This is a genomic window from Streptomyces sp. NBC_01261, assembly GCF_036226385.1.
Taxonomy (GTDB): domain Bacteria; phylum Actinomycetota; class Actinomycetes; order Streptomycetales; family Streptomycetaceae; genus Streptomyces.
The window spans coordinates 6,972,258-6,996,430 of record NZ_CP108463.1 but is presented as its reverse complement, the minus strand read 5'-3'; the positions used below and the strand labels follow the sequence as shown (position 1 = coordinate 6,996,430).

General features: G+C 70.1%; 24 protein-coding genes, 2 tRNA genes and 1 pseudogene. 12 read left to right on the top strand and 15 right to left on the bottom strand.

The annotated features are described in order from the left end of the window. Nucleotides 1-121: 121 nt before the first annotated feature. The gene (locus OG226_RS31180) at nt 122-1,084 is read left to right on the top strand and encodes a D-2-hydroxyacid dehydrogenase (protein ID WP_329350742.1); all 963 of its coding nucleotides are present in this window, start codon (nt 122-124) and stop codon (nt 1,082-1,084) included. A 22-nt stretch (nt 1,085-1,106) separates the two neighbouring features. Further along, entirely contained in the window at nt 1,107-2,510 is a 1,404-nt protein-coding gene (locus tag OG226_RS31175) for an amidase (protein WP_329350740.1), read from the top strand. Here OG226_RS31175 and OG226_RS31170 read toward each other — a convergent pair. Next, entirely contained in the window at nt 2,491-2,985 is a 495-nt protein-coding gene (locus OG226_RS31170) for a DUF3830 family protein (protein ID WP_329350738.1), read from the bottom strand. The genes OG226_RS31175 and OG226_RS31170 overlap by 20 nt on opposite strands. Before the next feature lie 47 nt (nt 2,986-3,032). Between OG226_RS31170 and ehuB the strand changes: the two genes are divergently transcribed. The 6 genes from ehuB to OG226_RS31140 all read left to right on the top strand — a co-directional run bounded on the left by ehuB (nt 3,033) and on the right by OG226_RS31140 (nt 7,237). Beyond that, complete coding sequence (gene ehuB, locus OG226_RS31165; protein WP_328683082.1) at nt 3,033-3,950, top strand: ectoine/hydroxyectoine ABC transporter substrate-binding protein EhuB; 918 nt, start codon at nt 3,033-3,035, stop codon at nt 3,948-3,950. Next, nucleotides 3,947-4,654 carry an ectoine/hydroxyectoine ABC transporter permease subunit EhuC gene (ehuC, locus tag OG226_RS31160; RefSeq protein WP_328683081.1) on the top strand — a complete coding sequence of 236 codons (708 nt, stop codon included), beginning with the start codon at nt 3,947-3,949 and terminating at the stop codon, nt 4,652-4,654. Before ehuB ends, ehuC begins: the two co-directional genes overlap by 4 nt. Beyond that, nucleotides 4,651-5,301: an ectoine/hydroxyectoine ABC transporter permease subunit EhuD gene (gene ehuD, locus OG226_RS31155; RefSeq protein WP_329350737.1), complete on the top strand. Its 651-nt coding sequence runs from the start codon at nt 4,651-4,653 to the stop codon at nt 5,299-5,301. Before ehuC ends, ehuD begins: the two co-directional genes overlap by 4 nt. Beyond that, nucleotides 5,291-6,088, top strand: coding sequence for an ectoine/hydroxyectoine ABC transporter ATP-binding protein EhuA (gene ehuA, locus OG226_RS31150; protein WP_443044812.1), 798 nt, complete (start codon nt 5,291-5,293; stop codon nt 6,086-6,088). The genes ehuD and ehuA overlap by 11 nt, the downstream gene beginning before the upstream one ends. Nucleotides 6,089-6,308: 220 nt before the next feature. Continuing rightward, entirely contained in the window at nt 6,309-7,067 is a 759-nt protein-coding gene (locus OG226_RS31145) for an IclR family transcriptional regulator (RefSeq protein ID WP_328683079.1), read from the top strand. 96 nt (nt 7,068-7,163) lie between these two features. Continuing rightward, nucleotides 7,164-7,237, top strand: a tRNA-Lys gene (locus OG226_RS31140). On the opposite strand, the gene OG226_RS31135 is transcribed toward OG226_RS31140, so the two are convergent. The 5 genes from OG226_RS31135 to OG226_RS31115 form a co-directional block, all read right to left on the bottom strand. Continuing rightward, the gene (locus tag OG226_RS31135; RefSeq protein WP_329350735.1) at nt 7,203-8,858 is read right to left on the bottom strand and encodes a long-chain-fatty-acid--CoA ligase; all 1,656 of its coding nucleotides are present in this window, start codon (nt 8,856-8,858) and stop codon (nt 7,203-7,205) included. The two genes, OG226_RS31140 and OG226_RS31135, sit on opposite strands and share 35 nt — an antisense overlap. Before the next feature lie 39 nt (nt 8,859-8,897). Next, nucleotides 8,898-9,350, bottom strand: a complete 453-nt coding sequence (locus OG226_RS31130; protein ID WP_329353558.1) for a DUF3592 domain-containing protein — start codon at nt 9,348-9,350, stop codon at nt 8,898-8,900. A gap of 92 nt (nt 9,351-9,442) precedes the next feature. After that, entirely contained in the window at nt 9,443-10,051 is a 609-nt protein-coding gene (locus OG226_RS31125; protein ID WP_328683077.1) for a lytic polysaccharide monooxygenase auxiliary activity family 9 protein, read from the bottom strand. Between the two features lie 98 nt (nt 10,052-10,149). Further along, a complete protein-coding gene (locus OG226_RS31120) occupies nt 10,150-11,277 on the bottom strand; it encodes an SPFH domain-containing protein (RefSeq protein WP_329350733.1) in 1,128 nt (375 codons plus the stop codon). A gap of 65 nt (nt 11,278-11,342) precedes the next feature. Then, complete coding sequence (locus tag OG226_RS31115) at nt 11,343-12,686, bottom strand: peptidoglycan-binding protein (protein ID WP_329350731.1); 1,344 nt, start codon at nt 12,684-12,686, stop codon at nt 11,343-11,345. Nucleotides 12,687-12,864: 178 nt separating this feature from the next. Here OG226_RS31115 and OG226_RS31110 point away from each other — a divergent pair. The 3 genes from OG226_RS31110 to OG226_RS31100 all read left to right on the top strand — a co-directional run bounded on the left by OG226_RS31110 (nt 12,865) and on the right by OG226_RS31100 (nt 15,007). After that, nucleotides 12,865-12,938: transfer RNA gene (locus OG226_RS31110), tRNA-Lys, on the top strand. Between the two features lie 122 nt (nt 12,939-13,060). Continuing rightward, nucleotides 13,061-13,774, top strand: a complete 714-nt coding sequence (locus OG226_RS31105; protein ID WP_329350730.1) for a FadR/GntR family transcriptional regulator — start codon at nt 13,061-13,063, stop codon at nt 13,772-13,774. A gap of 489 nt (nt 13,775-14,263) precedes the next feature. Then, nucleotides 14,264-15,007, top strand: a complete 744-nt coding sequence (locus OG226_RS31100; RefSeq protein ID WP_329350728.1) for an ANTAR domain-containing protein — start codon at nt 14,264-14,266, stop codon at nt 15,005-15,007. 249 nt (nt 15,008-15,256) lie between these two features. Here OG226_RS31100 and OG226_RS31095 read toward each other — a convergent pair whose 3' ends face one another. Both OG226_RS31095 and OG226_RS31090 read right to left on the bottom strand, forming a co-directional pair. Continuing rightward, complete coding sequence (locus OG226_RS31095) at nt 15,257-15,940, bottom strand: class F sortase (RefSeq protein WP_328683072.1); 684 nt, start codon at nt 15,938-15,940, stop codon at nt 15,257-15,259. A 246-nt stretch (nt 15,941-16,186) separates the two neighbouring features. After that, nucleotides 16,187-16,726 (bottom strand): annotated as a pseudogene (locus OG226_RS31090) (hypothetical protein); the annotation flags it as partial. A gap of 146 nt (nt 16,727-16,872) precedes the next feature. Here OG226_RS31090 and OG226_RS31085 point away from each other — a divergent pair. After that, nucleotides 16,873-17,652 carry an HAD-IIA family hydrolase gene (locus tag OG226_RS31085; protein WP_327403753.1) on the top strand — a complete coding sequence of 260 codons (780 nt, stop codon included), beginning with the start codon at nt 16,873-16,875 and terminating at the stop codon, nt 17,650-17,652. A gap of 30 nt (nt 17,653-17,682) precedes the next feature. Here OG226_RS31085 and OG226_RS31080 read toward each other — a convergent pair whose 3' ends face one another. The 7 genes from OG226_RS31080 to OG226_RS31050 form a co-directional block, all read right to left on the bottom strand. After that, on the bottom strand, nt 17,683-18,738 hold the full coding sequence (locus OG226_RS31080) for a 2-aminoethylphosphonate ABC transporter substrate-binding protein (RefSeq protein ID WP_329350727.1): 1,056 nt from the start codon (nt 18,736-18,738) through the stop codon (nt 17,683-17,685). A gap of 56 nt (nt 18,739-18,794) precedes the next feature. Beyond that, nucleotides 18,795-19,592, bottom strand: coding sequence for an ABC transporter permease (locus tag OG226_RS31075; RefSeq protein WP_328683069.1), 798 nt, complete (start codon nt 19,590-19,592; stop codon nt 18,795-18,797). Beyond that, nucleotides 19,579-20,412, bottom strand: coding sequence for a 2-aminoethylphosphonate ABC transporter permease subunit (locus OG226_RS31070; RefSeq protein WP_329350725.1), 834 nt, complete (start codon nt 20,410-20,412; stop codon nt 19,579-19,581). The genes OG226_RS31075 and OG226_RS31070 overlap by 14 nt, the downstream gene beginning before the upstream one ends. Further along, the gene (locus tag OG226_RS31065; protein ID WP_329350724.1) at nt 20,405-21,451 is read right to left on the bottom strand and encodes an ABC transporter ATP-binding protein; all 1,047 of its coding nucleotides are present in this window, start codon (nt 21,449-21,451) and stop codon (nt 20,405-20,407) included. Before OG226_RS31065 ends, OG226_RS31070 begins: the two co-directional genes overlap by 8 nt. After that, nucleotides 21,448-22,134, bottom strand: coding sequence for a phosphonatase-like hydrolase (locus OG226_RS31060; protein WP_443066923.1), 687 nt, complete (start codon nt 22,132-22,134; stop codon nt 21,448-21,450). The genes OG226_RS31065 and OG226_RS31060 overlap by 4 nt, the downstream gene beginning before the upstream one ends. Nucleotides 22,135-22,139: 5 nt before the next feature. Then, nucleotides 22,140-23,264, bottom strand: a complete 1,125-nt coding sequence (locus tag OG226_RS31055) for a TIGR03364 family FAD-dependent oxidoreductase (protein WP_328683065.1) — start codon at nt 23,262-23,264, stop codon at nt 22,140-22,142. 132 nt (nt 23,265-23,396) lie between these two features. Beyond that, nucleotides 23,397-24,152, bottom strand: coding sequence for a GntR family transcriptional regulator (locus tag OG226_RS31050; RefSeq protein WP_328683064.1), 756 nt, complete (start codon nt 24,150-24,152; stop codon nt 23,397-23,399). Nucleotides 24,153-24,173: the final 21 nt, after the last annotated feature.

Sequence of the window (24,173 nt, the reverse complement as noted above, 5' to 3'; positions counted from 1 at the left end):
GCGTCCGTGTTGACGAAGGTAGGTTCGAGTGCGAGCGTGGTCAATCCGTGCATGTCAGACGGCCGGGCCCGGTGCTTCCCGCCGTGCTTCACGCTGTACCTCCCGCGAGAAACGGCTTCGCATGACCGCAACTCCCCCTGCCCTGCCCACCCTTCTCGTTCTGGACGCCGACCCGCTGCCCCGGCTCGGCAAGCTCACCGGCCGGGTCCGCGTCGCGCACGCCGACGCGTCGACGCTCGCTGATCAACTGCCGTTCGCCGACGTCCTGTTGGTGTGGGACTTCGCCTCGCACGCGGTACGTGCCGCCTGGCCCGGCGAGGGTCCTCGGCCGCGCTGGGTGCACACGGCCAGCGCGGGTGTGGACCACCTGATGTGCCCCGAACTCGCCGCCTCAGACACGGTGGTGACGAACGCGCGCGGTGTCTTCGACCAGCCGATCGCCGAGTACGTCGCCGCCCTCGTCCTCGCGATGGCCAAGGACCTGCCCAGGACGCTGGAACTCCAGCAGGAGCGGACCTGGCGGCACCGCGAGGCGCAGCGGGTGGCCGGAACGCGTGCCTGTGTGGTCGGCTCCGGGCCGATCGGGCGGGCGATCGTCCGCACGCTCAAGGCACTTGGGGTGACTACCGCGTTGGTCGGCCGCACCCCGCGCACCGGTATCCACGGCCCCGGCGAACTCGACCGGCTGATGGCCCGCGCCGACTGGGTGATCTCGGCGGCCCCGCTCACCGACGACACGCGGGGCATGTTCGACGCCCGGCGCTTCGGCTGCATGCAGCCCTCGGCCCGCTTCATCAACGTGGGGCGGGGCCAACTCGTCGTGGAGAGCGCGCTCGCCGAGGCCCTCACCAAGCACTGGATCGCGGGCGCCGCACTGGACGTCTTCGAGGCCGAACCCCTCACCCCCGACAGCCCGTTGTGGCAGGTCCCGGGGCTGATCGTCTCCCCGCACATGAGCGGCGACACGGTCGGCTGGCGGGACGAACTCGGCACGCAGTTCGTGGCGGCGTACGAGAGATGGGAGGCGGGAAAGCCGCTGCCGAACGTGGTCGACAAGAAGCGTGGGTACGTACCGGGGCACTGAACTCCCCACTCTGGAGGGCCGGATGACGACCGAACTCACCGAGCTGACCGCCGTGGAACTCCTCGACGGCTACCGCAGAAGGGAGTTCAGTCCCGTGGAAGCGACCCGCGCCACCCTCGATCGGGCCGAGGAGATCCAGCCCGCCGTGAACGCGTTCGTACGGCTCGACGCGGAGGGCGCGTTGGCGCGGGCCGCCGAGTCCGCGGAACGCTGGCAGCGCGAGGAACCCGCCGGACTCCTCGACGGGGTGCCGGTCACGGTCAAAGACATCCTGCTCCAGCGCGGCGCGCCGACCCTGCGCGGCTCCAGGACCATTGCCGAGCAGGGCGGTTGGGACGAGGACGCGCCCTCGGTGGCCCGGCTCCGTGAGCACGGCGCGGTGTTCATCGGCAAGACGACGACCCCGGAGTTCGGCTGGAAGGGCGTCACCGACTCCCCGCTGTCCGGGATCACCCGCAATCCGCACGACCCCTCGCGCACGGCGGGTGGTTCAAGTGGCGGGAGCGCGGCGGCCGTCGCCCTCGGCGCGGGCCCGTTGTCGCTGGGCACGGACGGCGGCGGCAGTGTCCGTATCCCCGCGTCCTTCTGCGGGATCTTCGGGCTGAAGCCGACGTACGGCAGGGTGCCGCTGTACCCGGCGAGCGCGTTCGGCACGTTGTCGCACGTCGGCCCGATGACCCGGGACGCGGCGGACGCGGCGCTGCTGCTGGACGTGATCGGCGTACCGGACGCCCGTGACTGGTCGGGGCTCGACCGCCCGCCCACCTCCTTCACGGAGGGGCTCGCGGACGGCATACAGGGCCTGCGGATCGCGTACTCCCCGTCCCTCGGCGGCCAGGTCGCGGTGCGTCCGGCGGTCGCGGCGGCGGTACGGCGGGGCGTGGAGCGGCTGGCCGCGCTCGGCGCGTACGTCGAGGAGACCGACCCCGACTTCAGCGACCCGGTGGACGCCTTCCACACCCTGTGGTTCAGCGGCGCGGCCCGCGTGACGCAGAAACTCGCGCCGCGACAAAGGGAGTTGCTCGACCCGGGGCTGCGGGAGATCTGCGCGACGGGAGCGGGCTTCTCGGCGCTGGACTATCTCGCGGCGGTGGACGCCCGCATGGAACTCGGCCGCAGGATGGGCCTGTTCCACGAGCGCTACGACCTTCTCGTGACGCCGACGCTCCCCATTACCGCGTTCGAGGCGGGAGTTGAGGTCCCGAAGGGTTCCGGGTACCGCCGCTGGACGGGCTGGACCCCGTTCACGTACCCCTTCAACCTGACGCAGCAGCCCGCCGCCACCGTCCCGGTGGGGAACGACGGCGACGGGCTGCCGGTCGGGTTGCAGATCGTGGGGGCCCGGCACCGGGACGATCTGGTGCTGCGGGCGGCGCACGCGCTGCTCGGCGCCGAGGTCTCCGGCGTCAGGCCCGCCGGAAGCTGAGGCTCTCCCCCGCCGCCCCCGACCGCCACAGGTCGTTGCAGGCCTCCGCCATCTCCTCCAGGCCCTCGACCACCTGGCCCCAGACGATGCCGGGCACCCAGCCCACGTCACCGTTGAGGAGGAGGTTGTTGCGTTCGTAGAACAGGGCCAGGTCGACGACCGTCGTGCCGGCGCGGACCTCACGGTCGTAGCCGTAGGCCTTCGTGCCGAGTTCCGTGCCGGCGAAGGCGAAATAGCAGAGATCGCCCGGTATGGGGGTGACCGTGGGGTTCTCCAGCGGGGGTTCCGTTTCTGCGAAGGGCGGGAAAAGGGCGTAGATCTCGTTGCGGGCGTACTTGGCGTGGTAGACGTCGCCGATGAGCGGGAGTGCGTCCGAGATGGCCGCGCAGGTCAGCGGGGCGCGTTCCACCAGCAGTTTTGCCCGGCAGTGGACGTTCCGCTTTGCGAGTGAGACCTCGATGAAGTGATCCGTCATGTCTTCCAGGGTGCATAACCCGGGGGCGGTCGGGTAGCTGCGCGCCCATGGCTCCACCAATTGGGAACGACAGACACACATCCGGTCACCCGCCGGGTCACACCCGTCGGGCACTGCTCGCCGGGGTGGCGGCGGCAGGTGCGCTGGGCGCGGCCGGCTGCAGCCGTGTGGCCACCGCGTCGACCACGAGCGGCGGTGAACTGCTCGACCGGCTGAAGGCGCAGGGCGTCGTACGGCTGGGGATCGCGGGTGAGATCCCGTTCGGGTACATCGACAGGGACGGTCAACTCACCGGTGAGGCACCGAAGTTGGCGGAAGCGATCTTCAAGCGGCTCGGCGTCGACAAGGTGCAGCCCGTGCCCACCGAGTTCGGCTCGCTCATACCCGGCCTGAACTCGCAGCAGTTCGACGTCGTGGCCGCCGGGATGTACGTGACCCCGGAACGCTGCGCGCAGGTCATCTTCGCCGACCCCGACTACCAGGTGCTCGACTCGTTCGTCGTCCGCAAGGGCAACCCGAAGGGGCTGCGCACCTACAAGGACGTCGTCACGAAGAAGGCGAAGTTCGCCACCGGCACCGGGTACGCGCAGATCCAGCACGCCGTCGACGCCGGGTACGAGCAGAGCGACATCCTGATCGTCCCGGACCAGGTCGCGGGGCTGAACGCCGTGGAAGCGGGGCGTGTCGACGTCTTCGCCGGTACGGCGCTCACCACACGCGCGGTCGTGAAGAAGTCGGCCAAGGCGGAGTCGACCACGCCCTTCGCGCCGCTCGTCGACGGGAAACCGCGGATCGACGGGGGCGCCTTCGCGTTCCGGCCGACCGAGACGAGGCTGCGCGACGCCTTCAACGTCGAGCTGCGCAAGCTCAAGAAGAGCGGGGAGTTGTTCCGGATCCTGCGGCCCTTCGGGTTCAGCAAGGACGAGATGACGGACCTCACCGCGAAGGAGCTCTGCGGCGGATGACCTCGGGCCTCTGGGAACTCGTCCTCAGGGGAGTCTGGACCACCGTCCAACTCCTCGTCCTCAGCGCGCTGTTGGCGACCGCCGTGGCCTTCGTCGTCGGCGTCGCCCGTACCCACCGACTGTGGATCGTCCGCTTCCTCGCCGGTCTGTACACCGAGGTGTTCCGCGGCACCTCCGCCCTCGTCATGATCTTCTGGGTGTTCTTCGTCCTGCCGGTCGCCTTCGGCTGGCAGTTGGTCCCCCTGTGGGCGGGCACGCTCGCTCTCGGTCTGACCTACGGCGCGTACGGCACGGAGATCGTGCGTGGCGCGCTCAACGCGGTCGACCCGGCCCAGCAGGAGGGCGGTGTCGCGCTGAGCTTCACGCCCTGGCAGCGGATGCGGCTGATCCTGTTGCCGCAGGCCGTGCCGGAGATGATCCCGTCCTTCTGCAACCTGCTGATCGAACTGCTCAAGGGCACCGCCCTGGTCTCGGTCATGGGCATGGGCGATCTCACCTTCAGCGCCAACCTGGTGCGGCTCGCGCTGCAGCAGAGCGCGGAGATCTACACGTACATCCTGCTGATCTACTTCGTGATCGCCTTCACGCTCACCCGGCTGATGCGCGGACTGGAGAAGAAGCTGAAGGCCGGGATCGGCAAGGGGCCCGCGAGCACCGAGTCCCAGCGGGGCCAGACCGTGGGTGTCGGAGGTGGGGTCTCGTGAAGTGGGACTGGAACGCCGTGAGCGACTTCATGCCGTATTTCTGGGACGGCCTGAAAGTCACCCTGCAGATCCTGCTCCTGGGGTCGCCGATGTCCTTCGTGCTGGGACTGGTGTGGGCGCTGCTGATGCGGGCGCCGACTCGCTGGGTGCGCTGGCCGGTCGGGGTCGTCACCGAGTTCGTGCGGGACACCCCGCTGCTGGTGCAACTGTTCTTCCTGTTCTACGTGTTGCCGGAATGGGGCCTGACCTTCTCCGCGCTGACCACCGGTGTCTTCGCGATCGGGCTGCACTACTCGACGTACACGATGCAGGTCTACCGCGCGGGCATCGAGGCGGTGCCGGTCGGTCAGTGGGAGGCTGCGACCGCGCTGAACCTGTCGGTGCGCCGGACCTGGACGGCCGTGATCCTGCCGCAGGCGATCCGCCGGGTGATCCCGGCGCTGGGCAACTACGTGATCGCGATGCTCAAGGACACCCCGATCCTGATGGTGATCACCGTCCTCGAACTGATGGGCCGGGCCCGGCTGTTCTCCCAGGACCACTACCAGTTCACCGAGCCCATCACGGTGATCGGTGTGGCCTTCGTCCTCATCTCCTATCCCGCCTCCCTGCTGATCCGAGCCCTGGAGCGACGCCTTGTCCGCTGACACGCCCCTGACGAAGGAAACCGACGCCAACGCCAACCCCCCGGTGGACGGCAGCGAGTTGATCCGCCTGGACCACGTCACCAAGCGCTTCGGGTCCAACACCGTGCTCGACGACCTCGACTTCTCCGTGGAGTCCGGCAAGCACGTCACCCTGATCGGTCCCTCCGGGTCGGGCAAGACCACGATCCTGCGGCTGCTGATGACCCTGACCAAGCCGGACGAGGGCACGATCACCGTCGACGGGGAGCAGCTCTTCCCCGCGCCCGAGAAGCAGGTCCGGGAGATCCGCAAGAAGATCGGGATGGTGTTCCAGCAGTTCAACCTGTTCCCGAACATGACCGTGCTGCGCAATGTCACCGAGGCGCCGGTCACCGTCCTGGGCCTGCCCAGGGACGAGGCGGAGGCGCGCGCCCTGGAACTGCTCGACCTGGTCGGCCTCGCCGACAAGGCCGGCGCCCGCCCGACCCAGCTCTCCGGCGGTCAGCAGCAGCGCGTCGCGATCGCGCGGGCGCTGGCGATGCGGCCGCAGGTGCTGCTCCTCGACGAGGTGACCTCCGCGCTCGACCCGGAACTGGTCGCGGGCGTCCTCGACGTCCTGCGGGACATCGCCCGCACCACCGCCATCACCATGCTCTGTGTGACCCACGAGATGAATTTCGCCCGGGACATCTCGGACCAAGTCCTGATGTTCGACGCGGGCAGGGTCATCGAATCGGGCCCGCCGGAGCAGATCTTCGGCGATCCGGAACAAGAACGGACCCGGGAATTCCTCGGCGCCATTCTTTGACATTTATTCAATTACGACACGTGAGCAATCGAACACCCAAGGTCCACGTCACGTGACATGACAAAGGCATATGCCAAAGGATTCGCGCCGCAGTTCGGAGGCCATAAGGAAGGCCACAATCTCGCCAACAGCCGCTCCACATCGGCCGTTTGACAGCTATCGTGGAGGGGATTCGCTGTCCGGTATCACGGCCCAAAAAGCGAGCGCAGGGAGAAACACCGTGGCGCTGATGCACGAGCCGACCGCTCCCTACCACTCGGTACAGGACGCACTGCGCATCCTGGAGACAGTCGCCGGACACTCCACCGGTGTCACGGACACCGAACTCGCCCGTCGCACCGGCCTCGGCACCGAGCGCCTGACGATACTGCTGCGGACCCTGCGCCGCGAGGGCTACGTCGAGCAGCTCACCGACGGCGCCTACATCACCGGCGAGGCGCTGAGCCGGCTCGGCTCGGCGGCGGGCCGGGAGCAGGCGGTGCGCGAGCAGATCCAGCGGACCCTGGACCGGCTGCGCGACTGTCTGGGCGCGGCGGTCTACGTCAGCCGGTACGTCGACGGCGAGGTCACGATCACCCAGTACGCGGCCGGGCCCACCACCCCGGCGGTCAACGAGTGGGTCGACTTCCGCGTCTCGGCGCACGCGACCGCGCTCGGCAAGAGCCTGCTGGGCCAGCTCGACCACAACGGCCGGCGCGACCATCTCTCCCGGCACAAGATGGCCCGCCTCACCTCGCGCACGATCACCAGCGACCGGCTGCTGCTCTCCCGCCTGGAGACCCAGCCGCCGACCGTCCCCCACCTCGACCTCCAGGAGTACGCGGTGGGCACGGTCTGCGCGGCGGTCCCGATCACGGCCGGCGCCTCGGTCGGCTGCCTGGCCCTCTCCCTCCCGGTCGAGCACGCCCACCGCCTGCGCGAGGCGGCGGACACGCTGAACCGCGAGGCGGGACCGGTACTGCTGTCCCTCGCGATCTAGCGCGCGTAAACCTGGTTCAGAGCACCCCTCCGGACCAGGTAGTATTTTTCTCGTCGCCCTCCGCGAGACTCAGATCCAGCGGAAGGCGTGAGTCACGCGCCGCTAGCTCAGTTGGTTAGAGCAGCTGACTCTTAATCAGCGGGTCCGGGGTTCGAGTCCCTGGCGGCGCACCGATGAAGGGCCCCTCGTTCCGACGAGGGGCCCTTCGGCGTCCTCAGGGGTCAGTCGTCGGTAGGCCGCCTCCCCAGGAGGCCGCCACCACACCGGATCGGAACATACGACCCCGTCCCGCCGCAGCCCCGCCCGATGGATCTTGTTGGTCGCGGTCACCGGCATCCGCTCCACCACCCGCACGAACCGTGGTGCCATCTTCGTCCCCAGATCCGGCTGGGCCAGCAGGAACTCCGCGAAGTCGAGCGGATCGAAGTGCCCGGCGATCGTGGCCATGACCTGGTCGCCGGTGACCGGGTCCGGTACGGCGTAGACCGCCACGGCGTCGGCGCCCTCGTAGCGGGCGAGGATGTTCTCGATCATCGCGGCGGCGAGGTTCTCGCTGTCGACGCGGAGGCGGTCGTCGGTGCGGCCGGCGAAGTAGAGGTAGCCGTCGGGGTCGCGGTAGAAGAGGTCGCCGGTCCAGTACCAGCCCGCCCGGCGCCGCTCGGCATCCGCCTCGGGGTTGCGCCAGTAGCCCTCGAAGGGGTTGGCGCCGCGGTTCACCAACTCCCCTATCGCCTCTTCCCCGTTGAGCAGCCGGCCGGCCGAGTCGAAGACGGCGGGCGGGCATTCGGCCCGCGTCTCGGGGTCGAGTACGGCGAGCCCGGGCGCCGCCCGCCCGACCGCCCCGGCCGGAGTCCCCGGCGACCACTGCACCGCCGCCCCGCCCTCCGAGGACCCGTACCCCTCCACCAGCCGCACCCCGAACCGCCGCTCGAACGCCGCCGCGTCCACCGCCCCCGCCTCCGTCCCGAAGCCCGTCCGCAGCGGGTTGTCCCGGTCGTCGGGGCGTTCCTCGGTGGCCAGGATGTACTGCACGGCGCGGCCCACATAGGTGAAGTACGTGGCCCCGTACGTCCGTACGTCGTCCAGGAACCGTGACGCCGAGAACCGCCGCCGCAGCGCCACCCCCGCCCCGGCCGCCAACGCCGGTGCCCAGTCGGCGATCACCGCGTTGCCGTGGAACATCGGCATGCAGATGTAGTGCACGTCGTCCGGGCGGACCCCGAAGCTGTCGGCCAACGAGCGCCCGGCGGCGGCCAGTCGGCCCTGGGTGCAGATCGCGGCCTTCGGGGCGCCGGTGGAACCGGAGGTGAAGTAGAGCAGGACGCGGTCGTCGGGGGTGGCGCGGGAAGCGTCCGGTTTCGCGTCGGCGTACGGGGCGAGCAGGTCGTCGTATGCCTGGGTGTCCGTCACCAAGAGCTGCACGCCGGGGAGTTGGAGGCCATCGAGGAGCGGGAGGTGGGCGCGCTCGGTGACGAGGAACCGGCACTCGGTGTGCAGGATGTCGCGGGCCAGTTCGGGGCCCCGGCGGGTGGGGTTGATACCGGCGACGGCCGCTCCCGCGAGGGCAGCCGCGCTCAACCACAGTGGATATTCGGGGGTGTTGTCGAGCAGTACACCGACATGGGGTGCGGTGCCGGGTGGCAGGAGGTCGGCGAGGAGCGCCGCTCTGGCCGCCGCGCCGGACGCCATCTCGTGGTGGGTGAGCACCTGTTGCCCGCACCACAGTCCGGGACGGTGGTCACCCCACCGTGCCTGCACGAGTTCCGCGACGGTACGCCTGCTGGACTCCATGGAGGCGCAGGGTAGTTGACGTACCGTCAGATATGGAGACTACGAGCCCATGAAGTCGAACATCTTGTGGGCCACGAGGATGAAGACGACACAGAAGGCGACGACCACGCCGAAGAACACCAGCGCGCAGCCCGCGCCCGCCGCGAGCTTCCCGCGGGACGGGGCGTGGGCGGTGGCCCGTTCGGGGTGGTCGGCCGCGTAGTGCACGGTGACGATGTCGCCCTCCAGGGTCGTCCCCGGTCCGCCCCGCTCCTCGAACCGGACGATCCGGCCCTCGCGCGTCGTGAACTCGTACACGTGGTGCAGCGACGTCGACACCATGGTGTCCCCGCCGCCGCTGGTCGTCGTGTACGTCCGCAGACAGCGGGCCTCGGCCGTGAGCCCGCTGCTCCAGGCACTGCTGACGCGCCGCGAACGACGGATCACGGCGCCCGCGCCGAACAGCACCAGCACGATCATGAGTACGGGTACGACGTAGAACAGCGCTTCCATGGTGTCCCCCGAGGTCAAGTACCGCTTGGTGGAGGGAACCTACCCCCGGGGGATGCCGAACCGCCTCAAGCGAGGCTCAGAACCTCACGCCCTCAGAACGTGACGTCCGAGCAGGAGTAGAACGCGTTGGTCGTGTCCGCGATCGTCCACACCGCGACGATCACGTGGTGGCCGGAGAGGCCGGACGGCAGCGTGCCGGTGTGGGAGATGGTGGACGACGAGGGACGCTGGCCGTTGTAGGGGACGGTGAGGAACGGGGTGGTGTTGAGGTCCGAGCGGGCCAGGTTGTGGTTCTGGTTCCAACCCGCCTTGGTGACGTAGTACTTGAAGTCCGTCGTCGCGTGGATCGCCGTGAACTGCCAGCGGAACGTGTACGACTGACCACCCGTCACCTTGGTCGTCGGCCAGGCGACGCCCGACGGGGCCTTCGGCGCGCTGAGCTGGGCGAAGCGGCTGATTCCGCCGTTGCAGATCTGGCCGTCGGCGGGGCCGGCCGCCGGGAAGCCCTTGGGGCCCTCGACGCTCTGCGGCTCGTACTGGATGTCACCGCAGTTCGTCACCGTGCCGTTGGCACAGAGCTTCTGCCTGCTGATGGGGAGGTCGGTGTAGCCGTGGCTGCTCGCGGCCCCGGACGAGAGCACGATGGCCCCGGCCGTGGTGAGCCCGAGCACGCCCGCGTACCACTTGGTCTTTTTGCGCATGCTGCCGCTCCTGGAAAACGTGTGGGGAGGTTCCGTGAGCCGTGCAGGTCTAGACCAAGTCCCAGATTATTGCCCTTACTTGACCCTGTCCATACCGCTCACGGCGCCGATTCCCCCCGCCCCGAGCAGAACGCGACCGTCAAGTCCTTCACCAGCGCCCGGCGTTCGTAGTCGTCCAGCTCCACCAGACCCCGCATGGTCAGCCGCGTCACCGTGTCCTCCACGGAGTCGACCACCGACGTGAGCATCGTCGCCCGCTGCTGCGCGTCCAGCGTGGCGATACGCCGCCGGGTCATCGCCGCGGCGACCTCCGGGGCGTACTCCACGCGGACCGGCCGCACCGAGAACACCTCGATGCCGACCGGCGCCGAGTCCGCCGCGACCAGTCGGGTCAGCGCGTCGACGGCCAGGTCGGCCGCGCCCTTCGCGCCCCCGCCCGGCGGCTCCACCGGCACCCGGGCCAGCGCCGCCTCCACGCACTCGCGCAGATACGTCTCATGGTCCTCGACCCCGAGCGTGGCCCGCGCGGTGTCCCGCACCCGCCACACCACGAGCGTCACGACCCGCAGCGCGACCCCGTTCGCGTCGGCCCCCGGCATCGGCTCACTGCGCCAGTGCCGCAGCCGTACGTCGACGCGGCGGCGCAGCAGCAACGGGTTGACCCACATCAGCCCGGTGCGCCGGACGGTCCCCCGGTACCGCCCGAACAGGCCGAGCACCCAGGCCCGTCCGGTACGGCCCCGGGCCAGCCCCCCGAAGCCGAACAGCCCGAGCGCGCCGGCCCCGGCGTACGCGGCCCACTGCGCGGGACCGAGTCCGGCACCGGCGTAGAACGGGAGTCGTAGCGCCCCGGTCGCGAGCGGGGGCAGGACGCCCGCCCACCACGAGGTGGCGAGGCAGCCGGCCAGTCCGCAGGAACCGGCGAGCACGCCCGCCGAGCCGGGCAGCACCCGCGCGGGACGCTCCACCAGGTCGGGGTCGACCTCCGGGGCCGGGCGCGGCTTGGCCGGGACCGGGCGGCGGAAGCGGGGCTGCTCGCCGGTGCCCTGCCGACGCGCCACGACGGCGGGCCTGAGCGGTACCGAGACCGGGTCGGGGTCGTCGCGGAACAGCAGGTGGACGGGGATCTCGGTGGTCGCCTCGTTCTGGATGAGCCGCGCGGGACGGGTCTGTCCCTCGGGCGGCCCCTCGTTCTCGGGCGTCTGTGAAGTGGTCGTCGTACTCATAGGTGCCTCCAGCCTCCGCGCCAGATGCGTCACAACGGGTGGGGATGAGCGTGATCGTGCGTTGGTTACGAGAAGAGCCGGCGCCAGGTCTCCGGGCCCGGATAGCCGTCCGCCGCGCCGCCGCGCCAGCCCTGGGCGCGCTGGAAGGCCTCGACGTTACGGCGGTCCGGCTCGCCCCAGCGCGGACCCGGGCCCGTCGTGTAGTACTTGCCGAAACCCTTCTTGAGCAGCTGCTTTCCCAGCTCGGTGACGTACTTGTTGTTCGCGCCGAGGCGGAACACGGCCTTGCCCGGGTAGCCGGGGACGCCGTGGGAGGAAGGTGCCGGCGGGCCCGCCGCCCCCACCGCCGCGCCGCCTACGTTCTTGCCCTTGCCGGTGACGAGGAGCTGCCAGGTCTGCGGGCCGGGCAGGCCGTCCGCGTCCGCGCCGGTCCAGCCCTGGGCGAGCTGGAACGCCTGGGTGGCCCGCCGGTCCGCGTCCGACCAGCGCGGGCCCGGACCCGCGGTGTAGTACGACCCGGCGCCCCGGGCGACGAGCATCGTGCCGAGCTGGGTGACGTACTTGTTGTCGGCACCGGGGCCGAAAGAAGACGCTCCCGGATACGGCGTGTTCGTCCTGCCCGCGTCCACCGGGGTCACCGGAGCCACGGGTGTCACCCCTTCCGTACCGCCCGTCACGCCCTTGTAGCGGTACGGCACATAGCTGTCCGAGTGGCTCCAGTACGCGTACGGAGTGGACTGACGGCGGGCGTGCGAGGGGGTCTCCTCCAGGGCGATGTAGTAGGTGTGCGTGTAGTCGGTCCAGCCGCCGAAAATGACGACGTGCGAACCTTTCTCGGGGTTCGCGAGATTGTGGAACAGGAGAATGTCGCCGGGCTCCAGTTCGTCCTTGGAAACACGCACCCCGTACTGGTCGAGACTCCCGGTCCATTCGTTCCCCGGCAGCCCCCAGGCCATCGAGACGAACCCCGAGCAGTCCTGCCGGTAACCGTCCGACCAGTACGCGTTCATGCTGTACGGCACCTGCGCCGCGATCCAGGTCTTGGCCCGGTTGATGATCTCCGCGCGGGTGGTCGTGGGCGCCTTGACCGCACCGGCCGGCTTCGCCGGTTTGCCGCTCGGGCCGTGCAGCGGGGCCTTGCTCCCCTGCGGGGTCGCGGGCTCGTCACCCGTGTCACCTGCGGGAACGCCGGGGCGAGCCGGAGCGTGGGGAGCGGCCGCGGCCGGTACGGCGTGCCCGGCGGCGAGGGCGGCGGACGCGGCGGCCGCCACGAAGAGGGCCCGCTGGGCGGCGGGGTGGCCGACGGTCCGGCCGGTCGGGGAATGCGACTGGAGGCGCCGCCGGTCAGCACATCCGGGGCAGTCGCAATCGCTCGCGGGATCGAATTCCTCGAATACCGGAGTCTCCATGCGATGCCCCTCACACTCCAGGTGGAAATATCCGCGCTCGTGCACATCCGCCAGCTTCTCAACTGTCTTCCGGACTCGCATGTTGACGGTCCGAATGATGTACAGCGGCCCACCGGGGCCCGTCCGGGGGTGGTCGGGAGCACCCCGGGGCATCCGGTAGAGTTGTGCAGGTCAACAGGCGCCGCTAGCTCAGTTGGTTAGAGCAGCTGACTCTTAATCAGCGGGTCCGGGGTTCGAGTCCCTGGCGGCGCACAGACAGCGAGGCCCTCCGCACCGCGGAGGGCCTTTTGCATGGGTGGGGACATCCGGGCGGACGGAACATCCGTGCGGGCGGAACACAGCTCGCCCCCCGTTTGGCCGGATACCCTCTCGCCATGACAGCCCGTGACCTGCAGGAGCGGATCAAGAAGCTCATCCTCGACCGTCGGCTGTCCTCCGGGGCCCCGCTGCCGACCGAGCCCGAACTGATGGCGTTGCTCGGCGCGAGCCGGAACTCGGTGCGCGAGGCGCTCAAGGCGTTGCAGGCGATGGGGATCGTCGAGATCCGGCACGGGTTCGGGACGTACGTCGGCCCGATGTCGCTGGCGCCGATGGTCGAGGGCCTCGCGTTCCGTACCGTCGTCGGGCACTACCGCGGCGACGACAGCCTGTTCCAGCTGCTCGAACTGCGGGAGGCGGTGGAGTCGGGGCTCGTCGCCCGGCTCGCGGGGCGGCTGCCGGAGCGGGATCTCGTCGAACTGGACGCGCTGGTACGGCAGATGGAGCGCGAGGCCGCCGAGGGGATCGGGCTGGCGGCCACCGACCGGGCCTTCCACGCCACGCTCTACCGGGGGCTGGACAACGTGCTGCTGAGCGAGGTCCTGGACGCGTTCTGGGACGCCTTCCACCGCGTCCACACCGATCTCGCGACCGGCCCGCAGGACCCCGAGGTCACCTGCCGTCAGCACCGGGCGATCCTCGACGCGGTCCGGTCCGGGGATGCGAAACGTGCCGAGAACGCCATAAGAGAGCACTTCGACAACGTGCGCACAAGATTGTCCACAACGGCTCCACATGATCCGCACACGCGCCCCAATGAACGCGTATGACCGGTTAACACCGCGTTTCGCGCGTACGGAACAGTTTGCGGGGTTTCGCGGGGAGGAGGGGCCCGCGCTGGAACAGATGCTGGAGGGGGCATCGCGTCGATCCAGGCCCGGTACGCGCCACCGTGGGAGTACTGGCCGCAGTCCCGGTGCGGCCACCTTGCCCGCGTTGACGTAAGGGGCCACCAGGCGGGCCGCGTCGGGTTTCCTGTCCCCGTCCCCCGAGGAGGAGCATCCCGCCGTTGGCAGTGCCGCCCCCAGGGCCAGCGCCGATGTTCGCGCACCAAGGAGACAGGGGTCCTCTGGCCGCCGTACGTCCAACTCCCCCTTGACTGTACCGATCCAAGGGTCAATCGCGACATACGTGGCGTGCCGCCCACGAGAACACCGGAGTGTTGTCGGCGGGCCGTTACACCTCCGTCCTTGTGGGTAGGTGCGCGGCCTAGGGTCTGCCCGGCGGATCGGTTCCGGGGCAGGGAGAAGGTGGCCGTCATGCACCACACGACCCGGGAGGGCCGGTTCGCCGCGGCGCTGGTGGAGGCCGCCGACACCGTGACGGAGACCTTCGACACCGGGGACTATCTGCGGCGGCTGGCCGATCGCTGCGTGGAGTTGCTGTCCGCCTGGGCTGCCGGGATCGTGCTGATCGACCGTGGTGAGGCGGTGGCGCTGGGCGGGAGCACGCGCGGCGGTCGGGAGGAGGTCGCTCTCGACCTGCTTGCCGCTCAGCGCAACGGCGGGCCCTGTCTGGAGAGTTACGGCTCCGGGCGGCCCGTTCCGCCGGTCTCGATCGGCGAGGCCCACGAGGCCGCCCGCTGGCCGGAGTTCACCGAGCAGGCCCTGCGGCACGGCGTCGTGGCGACCTTCGCGGTGCCGGTGCGGCGGCGGGACTCCCTGTTCGGCGCGCTCAACGTGTTCGTGCCCACGCTGCCCGACCGCGCCTCGGACAGCTGGCGTTCGGAGCTGGTGGTGGCGCAGGCACTCGCCGACGCCGCCGGTCTCGGGCTGGAGAACAACCGCGCGTATGCCCAATCCCGTTCCCTGGCCGGGCAGTTGCAGGAGGCGCTGTCGAGCCGGGTACGGATCGAGCAGGCCAAGGGGATGCTCGCCGAGCGCTGGCAGATCGGCACCGACGAGGCGTTCATCGCGCTGCGCGGGCATGCGCGGCGGCGCCGGTTGCCGTTGGACCGGGTCGCGCTCGCGGTGATCGAGGGGGGACCGGTGGATCGACTGTGACCAGTGCATATGACAGCGAGCAACTGCCGTGGGACATGGCGTTATTCGCCCTCTAGGCCCGGACGCCCATTCGTTCTAGAGTCATTCCCAACGGCCCCAGCCCCTGGCCGAGTCCACACCTTCCACCACTGGCTTTCCAGACCTCCCGCGCCGTTCGCCGGGTTACTCCCGCAGCCCGTGCGCGTGCGGTTGAGGACCAGCCCGGTCGGCGGCTTCAGGGGGGAGCAGGTCGTCGGCCGGGCCCGGTTGTCAGAGTCCGGTGCCGGTGAGGTAGGCGGACACGATCACGTTCGCCGTGTAGCTGCGGCCGACGCGGTCGAAGGTGCCGCCGCAGGTGATGAGGCGGAGTTCGGCGCGGCCCGACTGCCGTGTGCCGTAGGCCTGTTGGGCGTCGAAGTGGGCGCGGGTCAGGACGCGGACGTCGTCGACGGTGAACTCGGCCACCTTGCCGTCGTCGCGGATCACCCGGATCGTTCCGCCCGGGCGGAGCGTGCTGAGCTTGTAGAAGACGGCGGGTCGGGTCTCGGTGTCGACGTGCCCGACCATCAACGCGGTGCCCACGGCCCCGGGCCGTACTCCGCTGCCGTACCAGCCGACCACGCCCGCCTGGTCGAACGGCGGTGGGTCGATCGCGCCCTGCGTGTCCAGGCCGCGGGCCACCACCGGTGCCTGGACGGCGAGTTGAGGGATGTCGACGCGCTGCGGCAGCGCGTTCCCCAACGGCTGCGCGGCGGGCGGGAGTTCGGCTTCCGGGGGCCGTCCGACCGCTGCCACGTCACCGGTGGTCGGCGCGGATATGCCCAGCCGGATGTCGGTCAGGTCCTGCCCCCACAGCCAGAGCCCGAGCAGCAGCACGGCCCAGGCGACCCCGGTCAGCAGCCGCCCGGTGCCGGAGGAACGCTCGTGCTCGGCGGGCCTGTCGTGATCGAACATGGCCGGTCAGCCCGTCCTGGGCCCTGTCGTCACATTCCCGTCGTCCGCCCGGAGGGCGGGCCCGGCGGCGTCCGGCGCCTGCTCCGGGGCCCCCGGCCGGAGGCTGGGGAGTGCCGGGTCCAGAGCCTCGTACTGGACGTCCTTGGTTCTGGGCCCGGTGCGGCGAGTGGGGGCACCTCCCACGCCCTGAAGGCTGCGGGGGAACGTGCCGGGCGTCGCTGGGCGGACGGGAATTCGGCGACAGGGCCTCAGGCTCCGGCGGGCGCTGCGCAGCGCCACGGCCGCCGCGGCGAAGCCGGCCAGCAGCAGACCCACCACGGCGTGCGCGGTACCGGGACCGACCGCGCGCGCGTCCACGGCCGCGAGGTGCGCCGCCGCACCGCCGCCGCCCGCGTGGACCGGGGCGACGGGCGAGGCGGGGGCGGAGGGGGGCGCCGAGGGCGACTGGGAAGCGTCCGCCACGACCTTGATCGCGCCCTTCACCGTCACGCTCCCGCAGGTGATCTTCACGTCGTAGCTGCCCGGCTCCAGCGAGGTGCGGACCCGGGTCTCGCCGGCGAGGGTGCCGGCCGCGCCGACCAGCTTGGCGTCGGCGACGAACGCGGCCGACGCCGCCGATCCCGTCGTACCGGCGCAGCCGCTGATCCTCAGCGCGACGTCGGCGCCGGGGGCCGGGGAGGCGGGGGTCACCGTGACACCGCCTCCGTCCGCCGCGTACGCCGTCGGGGTGAGCGTCGCGAGGACCACCGCGGCACCCGCACAGAGTGTGACTTTCAGTGAACCCATCGTGAACCTCCAGATATCTGGAGACTCCTCCTCGCAGCGGGCACCCGCATCCTCAGCCACGCCCCGCTGCTCCGTATGGGGGACGGCGCCGGAAGGTGCATAGCATGGTCACCTCACATGCCCGCGTACCGCAGGAGAGCCCACCCATGACAGAGCGCAAGCCCATCGAATCGTGGCTCACCGACATGGACGGGGTGCTGATGCACGAGGGCGTCCCGGTGCCCGGCGCGGAGGCGTTCATCAAGACGCTGCGCGAGAAGGGACGCCCGTTCCTGGTCCTCACCAACAACTCGATCTACACCGCGCGTGACCTGCACGCCCGACTGAACCGGATCGGCCTCGACGTGCCGGTCGAGAACATCTGGACCTCGGCGCTGGCCACCGCCGCGTTCCTGGACAACCAGCACCCCGGCGGCACCGCCTATGTGATCGGCGAGGCCGGGCTGACGACGGCACTGCACGACGCGGGGTACGTACTGACCGACTCCGACCCCGATTTCGTGATCCTGGGCGAGACCCGGACCTACTCCTTCGAGGCCCTGACCAAGGCGATCCGGCTCATCAACGACGGCGCCCGGTTCATCGCGACCAACCCCGACAACACGGGCCCCTCGCCCGAGGGCGCCCTGCCGGCCACCGGTTCCGTGGCCGCGCTGATCACCAAGGCGACCGGCAAGGAGCCCTACTTCGTCGGCAAGCCGAACCCGCTGATGATGCGGTCGGCGCTGAACACCATCGGCGCGCACTCGGAGACCAGCGCCATGATCGGCGACCGCATGGACACGGACGTCCTCGCCGGGCTGGAGGCCGGGATGGAGACCTTCCTCGTCCTCACCGGGCTGACGACCAAGGGCGACCTCGACCGCTACCCCTACCGCCCCACGAACGTCGTCGACTCCATCGCGGACCTCGTCGACCTCATCTGAGGGTCGGCTTCACGGGAGGCTCCAGGAGGCTCAACTGCCCGTGGCGGACTGCCAGTCCTCGACGTACGACGTCAGGTTCCTGTCGATGTCGGCCCAGTCCGGCTGGAAGATCTCGACGCCGGTCATGAGCTCGGTCAGGGCGGTGGCGTTGGCGTCGGTGGCCTTGACGTCCCGGCGGGCGCTGAAGCCGCCGCCGACCGAGCTGACCTGCTGCTGGGCGGTGCGGCTGAGCATGTAGTCGAGGAGTTTCCTGCCGTTGGCGCTGTGCGGGGCCTCGGTGACGAGGCCGGCCGCGTACGGGAGGGCGAACGTGGTGGGCCTGCCGCCCCGCTTCGCCGGAAACCAGATGCCGAGGTTCGGCATGGTCTTGGACTGGGCGTAGTTCATCTGCACATCGCCGTTGGCGACGAGCAGCTCGCCCTTGTCGACCTTGGGCGCGAGCTTGCCGGTGGAGGCGGACGGCCCGACGTTGTTGGACTGGAGCTTCTTGAGGTAGGCGAGGGCCGCGTCCTTCCCGCCGAAGTCGTGAATCGCCTTGATCAGTACGGCGGTTCCGTCACCGGCGACTCCGGGCGTGGAGTACTGGAGCTTGTTCTTGTACGTGCCGTCGAGCAACTCGTCCCAGGTGGTGGGCGCTTGGGTGAGCTGCTTCTTGTTGTAGACGAACCCGAAGTAGTTGTTGACGACAGAGGTCCAGGTGCCGTCGGTGGCCTTGTCGGCGCCGCTCACCTGGTCGGCGCCGGCCGGGGTGTACTTCTGCAACAGCCCCTTGCTGTCGGCCTGTTGGATGAACGGCGGCAGGGTGACCAGGACATCGGCCTGCGGGTTGCTCTTCTCGCGGACGGCCCGCTGCACCATCTCGCCGGAGCCGCCCTCCACGTACTTGACCTGGATGCCGGTCTTCTTCTCGAAGTCCTTGAAGATCTCGTCGTACCAGCCGTCACCGTTCTCGCCCTTGAGCCCGTCGGCGCTGTAGACGGTGACGACCTTGGCGTCCGAGGCGGCGGAGGTGCCGCCGCAGGCGGTGAGCAACGGGCTGGCGCAGAGCGAGACGGCTACGGCGATCCTGAGCGTGTTTCTGGGCATGGCGAGGTGAACTCCTTGCTTGGCGAAGGTGGTTGGAGATCCGCGGCGGGTGGGGATCAGCGGTACGAGGCTCGGTTCCGGACGCGGGAGACGACGAGCAGGACGAGCAGGGTCGCCGCCATCAGGACCACGGCGAGCGCGGACCCGGCGAAGAGGGCGCCGCGGTCGGTGGCCGAGTAGATGAGGACCGGAAGCGTGGTCCAGTCGGGCGGATAGAGCATCATCGTGGCGCTCAACTCACCCATGGACAGGGCGAAACAGAGTCCTACGGCGGCGGTGAGCGAGGGCAGCAGCAACGGCAGCCGGATCCGCCACAGGACGTACAGCGGCCGGGCGCCCAGGGAGGCGGCGGCCTGTTCGTAGGCCGGGTCGAGGCGGACGATCGCCGCGGACACGGACTGGTAGGCGAAGGCGGTCACGAGCACGGTGTGGGCGAGGATCACGATCCACCGGGTGCCGTTGAGCAGCATCGGCGGCTTGGAGAACGCGACCAGGATCGCCAGTCCGACCACGACGGACGGCACGGCCACCGGCAGCACGAACAGGGCGTCCAGCACCCTGCGTTGGCGCTTCCTGAGCCCGGCGGCGGCGAGCGCGGCCCAGGTCCCGATGGCGAGCGCGAACACGCTCGCGGTGAGGGCGGTGACCAGGCTGGTGGTGAGCGCCTGGAGGGCCTCGCCCCTGGTGGCGGCGGAGTAGTGGGAGGTGGTGAAACCGGAGGGCAGCACACCGGACCAGTTGGTGGCGAAGGACGCCCCGAGGACGACGAGGAGGGGCAGCGCGAAGAGGGGCAGGAAGAGCACGGCGAAGACCAGCCACACAGCCCACTTCGCCTTGCGGCTATGCACCAACACGACGGCTCACCACCCGGTAGAGGCCGTAAAGCCCCACGGATATAAGGACGTTGACGACGGCGACCACACACGCGCCCGGGTAGTCCGACTCCAGGATCGCCTTGCTGTACACGAGCATCGGGAGAGTCGTGACCCCTTTCGCCCCGGTGAACAGCACGATCCCGAACTCGTTCAGGCAGAGGACGAGGACGAGACTCCCGCCGGCGGCGAGCGCGGGGAGCGCCTCCGGCAGGATGACCTGCCGGATGATGCGGGGCGCCCTGGCTCCGAGTGAACTGGCCGCCTCCAACTGCGCGGTGTCCAGCTGCGAGAACGCGGCGAGCAGCGGCCGCATCACGAACGGCGTGAAGTAGGTGACCTCCGCGAGCAGCACTCCCCAGGGCGTCGCGAGGAACTGGAACGAACCGACGATCCCCGTGGTGCCGTAGATGAAGAGCAGGGCGAGGGTGATGAGGAAGGAGGGGAAGGAGAGGTAGACGTCGATGAAGCGGGCGACGGTTTTCGCTCCGGGGAAGGGGACGAAGGCGATGATCAGCGCGAGCACGAAACCGAGGACCAGGCAGCCGGCGGTGGAGGTGACTGCGATCCAGACGGTGGTCCAGAGGGCGGTACGGAACAACTCGGAGGAGAAGACGTCGGCGTAGGGCTGGAGGGAGGTTCCGCCACTGTCGGGTTGGAACGACTGCTGGACAACGAGGCCAAGCGGGTAAAGGAAGAAGAGCCCGAGGATGATGATTGGGGCCAGAGCCACCCCCCAGGGGCGCGGGGAACTGCGCGACCAGCCCCGGACGGCCCGCGGCCAACGAACAACCTCACTCATCGCCAACTCCAGCAGCCAGCAACACCGCATCATCGGGAGCGAAATGAAGAGTCACCGCGTCCCCATGAACAGGCGGCTTCTTCAGTTCCGGCACGTCAGCCACAACCCGCTGCCCATCCACATCGACGTAGAGCCGGTGGGTCGCGCCACGCCACTGGATCTCCCGTACGACACCCGCGAGTTGATTGGGTCCATCCCCCAGCCCGACCAGATGCGGCCGTACGCACAAGGTCGCCTCCGCCCCCGGCACAACCCCCCGCACCTCAACCCGCCGCTCCCCGAAGAACACCCCCCGCTCCCCCACCGTCACCGGCAACAGATTCGCGCTGCCGACAAAGGACGCCGTGAACTCACTCTTGGGCGCCCGGTACAGCTCGCGCGGCGTCCCGCACTCCTGAAGCCGAGCCCGGTCCATCACGGCGATCCGGTCGGCCAGAGTGAGCGCCTCGACCTGGTCATGGGTGACGTAGAGGATCGACACCTCGGGCAACTCCCGGTGCAGCCGGGCGAGTTCGGCCAGCATCCCGGACCGCAGCTGTGCGTCGAGCGCGGAGAGGGGTTCATCCAGAAGAAGAACCCCGGGCCGGATCGCCAACGCCCGTGCGATCGCGACCCGTTGCTGCTGCCCGCCGGACAACTCCCGTGGATGGCGCCGGGCATACTCCCCCATGCCGACCATCTCCAGCGCCTCGGCGACCCGGGTACGGATCTCCGCCCGCGCCACCTTCCGCGCCCTGAGCCCGAACGCCACGTTCTCCTCGACCCGCAGGTGGGGGAACAGCGCGTACTGCTGGACGACCATCCCGACGCCCCGCAGGTACGGCGGCAGGTCGGTGACGTCACGGCCGCCGAGGAACACCCGCCCCGACACCGGCCGTACGAACCCGGCGACGGCCCGCAGCGCGGTGGTCTTGCCGGAGCCGGACGGCCCGAGCAGTGCCATGACCTCGCCGGGTTCGACGGTGAGGTCGAGGGCGTCGAGGACGACGGTGCCGTCGTAGGCGACGGTGACGGAGTCGAACCGGATGCCGTTCCTCATGCGATGACTCCGGGCAACTGTCCGACGCCGTCGAGGACTTGGTCCGCCCCGGCCGCCCGCAGCGCGTCCGCGCCATGGGCGCCGGTCAGGACCCCGGCGACCAGGCCCGCCCCCGCGCGTACCCCACTGAGCATGTCGTACGAGGTGTCGCCGACGACGGCCAGCTGCCGTACGTCATCCGCGACTGCCGTACGCAGGAAGGCGGTCAGCACCATGTCCGGGTAGGGACGTCCCCGGCCGCCGGCGTCGGCGGGGCACAGCGTGAGGTCGGCGAGGTCCTGCCAGCCGAGCGCGGCCAGGATCGCGTCCTGCGTGGTGCGCGCGAAGCCGGTGGTCAACACGACCGTACGGCCTTGGGACTTGAGGGTCTCGATGGTCTCGCGGGCGCCGGGGAGGGCGGCGACCCGGCCACCGTCGACGAGTTCGGCGTACGCCGTCTCGAAGGCCTTGTTGGCGTCCTGGGCCTTGGTCTCCTCGCCGAACAGGTGGCGGAAGACGGAGATCTTGGACTCGCCCATGGTGGCGCGGACGTAGTCGAGCATGTCAGCGGGTTCCGCGCCCATGTGCCGGGCGGCAGCGGCGAACGCCTCCTCGACGAGACCGCCGTCGGCGACCGTGGTGCCGGCCATGTCGAGAACGACGAGACGGATGTCGGCTGTCGCGGGGTTGATGAGAGAGGTCACGGGGGTCACCAGTCCAGTTCGTTCGCGGTGGTCTCGGCGATGGCAGGGGAGCAGGTCATGCCGCGACCGCCCGGCCCGGTCACCAACCACACGCCGTCGCGCACCTGTTGGCGATGGACGACGCGGGTGGGGTCGGTGCACTGCGCGTACACGCCCGCCCAGCGGCGGCGGATCTTCGGGAGGGGGCGGCCGAGGAACGACTCGACGACCTCGGCGAGGTGGTCGTAGGGGTCCTCGGTGGTGTCGAAGGCGAAGGGGTGCTCGTACTCGTGGGTGTCGCCGATGGTCAGTCCGCCGTCGGCGCGCTGCACCATGAGGAGTTGCATGGCGTGCTCGGCGGCGGTCGGCAACTGCGGCTGCTCGGCGTTGAGTTGGTCAAGGGCCGGGCCTCGGTAGGCCGGGTAGTAGCGGAAACTGTCCGCGTCGGCGATCGACGTGGTGAGCGGCTCACCGAGCGGGTCGGTCTGCATCATCTGCAACCGGACGCGGCGGACGGGGAGTTCGGGCCCGGCAAGTTCGCGGACGAGACCGCCGAGCCAGGCGCCCGTGCACAGTACGACCGCGTCGGAGGCGTGCACGTCCCCGTGGTCGTCGCGTACCGCGTGCTCGCCGATGACCTCGCGGACCTCTCGGCCCGGCAGGAAGGTGTAGTTCGGGGACTTCGACAGCTCGGCGCGCAGGGCGAGTTGGGCGGTGCGGGGCTCGACGGCCGCGTCCCGCTCGCAGTACAGGGCGGCGGTGAAGTCGCCGCGCAGGGCGGGGTTGACGGCGCGGGCCTCGGCGGGGGTGAGGAGCTTGTAGCCGCGGGCCGCGGAGTCCTCACGGGCCACGGCGGCCTCGGCGACGGCGAGTTCACGGTCGCCCCTCACCGGGGTCAGCGACCCGTTGGCCCGGAAGCCGAGCGCGGGAACACGGGCGCCGATCCCCTCCCACAACTCCCTTGCCCGCAGGGCGGTTTCGAGTTCCTCGCCGCCCGCGCGGCCACTCACCCAGATCTGCCCGAAGTTGCGCAACGAAGCACCGCGAGCCTCCGCCTCGCGCTCGATCTGTACGACCTCATGGCCGCGTTCCACTGCTTGCCAGGCGTGCATGGTTCCCACCACGCCGCCTCCGACGACTGTCACTCTCACGACGGCCACGCTCCTCCGGATCCGGGAACCGGAAAGGTCCGGCTCCCAACGAAAGCGTGAACGACCCATCACGTTTGGGCTAGACCCGTTATATATCCGTGATAATTAGGGAGTGTGGAGCGTCCGCGTTTCTCAGCCGCGGTGGTGCGTGGTGAAGGAGAAGCGGTCGCCCCGGTACAGGCCCCGCACCCGTTCCAGCGGGCGGCCCTCCGTGTCTCTCGACACCCGGTGGATCAGCAGCATCGGAAGGGCGGGCGGGGTGCCGATGAGGAGGGCCTCGCGCGGGGTGGCGAGCACGGTCTCGATGCGTTCGTCGGCGTCGCCGAAGTGGATGCCCCGGGCGCCCAGATAGCCGTAGAAGGAGGAGTCGGGCTCGAAGTCCGTATCCAGGTGTGGGACCCGGGCGACGGAGACGTAGGTGCTTTCGAGGCCGACCCGCTCATCGTCGGCGAGGAGGACGCGCTCCAGGTGCCAGACGGGTTCGCCGCGGGTCAGCCCGGTCTCGGCGGCGAGCGCGTCGGTGCACGGGAAGCGGTCGAGCGTGACGAGGCTGCGGCCCGGGGTGCGCCCCTGCCGCCGTACGCCCTCGGTGTAGCTGGCCAGGGACAGCGGCTGCTCCAGCTTGGGACCCGCGACGACCGTGCCGCGGCCCTGCCGGCGCAGCCTGCCCTCCAGCACGAGTTCGCGCAGCGCCTGCCGCACGGTCTCGCGGGCGACCTCGTACCGCTCGGAGAGATCGCGCTCGGTGGGGATCAGGCCGCCCTCCCCCAACTCGTCGACGAGCACGGCGATTTGGGCCTTGACCGCGTAGTACTTGGGGATGCGGCCGTGCTCCGGGATGCCGGAGCGCACGGGGGCGCCGGGGGCCTGGTCGTTCGGGTAGTCCACGGAGAGATCGTCGCAGAGGTG